1 pseudogene is annotated in these 1,371 nt (G+C 72.9%); it reads left to right on the forward strand.

Annotation, left to right across the window (positions count from 1 at the left end):
* Positions 1 to 202: 202 nt before the first annotated feature.
* A pseudogene (locus I53_RS13770) lies at positions 203 to 1,290 on the forward strand (YeiH family protein); the annotation flags it as partial.
* Positions 1,291 to 1,371: the final 81 nt, after the last annotated feature.

The raw sequence follows: 1,371 nt of genomic DNA on the forward strand, positions 1-1,371 counted from the left end.
GCACGGCGAGCGCCGCGTCGTCGTCGAGCGCCTGACGGCGACGCCTGCGGAGCCAGCGCCCGTCGAGAAGCCGCGGCGCCGCTTTGCCGACAAGGCCGGACAGGAACGGCCTGCCTGAATAGAGAAGTAATTTCTCTTTTGCGCGGGTGCGACGAACGTTTTCTTCCTATAAGCTCCGTCGACGACCGCGGAGTCCGATCCTGTGAGCCTCGAATCCTCTTCCCAGGCAGCCCCGACGCCGGCGCTTCCCGAGCGGGGCGGCCGGTCGGATACGGCCGCCTCGGTCCTGCCCGGCATCGGCCTGTGCGCGGCGATCACCGCGGTGGCGATGGCCGCGCAGGCGCTGGAGGAGCGGGTCGCCGGCCATCCCTATATCGAGGCCCTGGTCCTGGCGATCCTGGTCGGCATCGCGGTGCGCACCGCCTGGACGCCCCCGGCCCGGTTCCGAACCGGCATCGCCTTCTCGGCCAAGCAGCTCCTCGAAGTCGCCGTCGTGCTGCTCGGCGCCTCCCTGAGCCTCGGGGCGATCCTCGCCTCCGGCCCGGCGCTGCTGGCCGGCATCGTCGGGACCGTGGTCCTCGGCATCGCCGCCAGCGTGGCGATCTGCCGGGTGCTGGGCCTGCCGGCCCGGATGGCGATCCTCGTCGCCTGCGGCAACGCCATCTGCGGCAACTCGGCCATCGCCGCGGTGGCGCCGGTGATCGGAGCGGAGCCGAAGGACATCGCCGCCGCCATCGCCTTCACGGCGGTGCTCGGGGTGCTGATGGTGCTCGGCCTGCCGCTGTTCGTGCCGCTCGCCGGCATGACCGACAACCAGTACGGCGTGCTGGCGGGGCTCACCGTCTACGCGGTGCCGCAGGTGCTGGCCGCGACCGTGCCGGTGAGCCTGCTGTCGACCCAGGTCGGAACCCTGGTGAAGCTCGTCCGCGTGCTGATGCTCGGCCCGGTCGTGGTGGCGTTCTCGCTGATCGCGCCCCGGCTGCCGCAGGCGGCGGGGGCGCCGGGCGCGCCGGCCCGTCCCGGCCTCACCAAGCTCGTGCCCTGGTTCATTGTCGGCTTCCTGGCCCTGGCCACCCTGCGCTCCCTGGGCCTCGTCCCGGATGCCGCGGTGAAGCCGCTGACCCAGCTCGCCGGCGTGCTCACGGTCCTGTCCATGGCCGCCCTGGGGCTCGGGGTCGACGTGCGGGTTCTCGCCCGGGTCGGCGGNCGGGTCACCCTCGCGGGTCATCGCCTCCCTCGCCGTCCTGATCGTCCTCAGCCTCACGCTGATCCGCGTCCCTCGGGATCGGCTGGACGCCGCGCCGTCCTGCGCTCTCGGCGGATGTGGCGCGTTATTCCCCGGGCCTGTGCGCTCCCGGGGCCTGTACCCGG

This window comes from Methylobacterium sp. B1, from assembly GCF_000333255.1.
GTDB classification, from domain to species: Bacteria; Pseudomonadota; Alphaproteobacteria; order Rhizobiales; family Beijerinckiaceae; genus Methylobacterium; species Methylobacterium fujisawaense.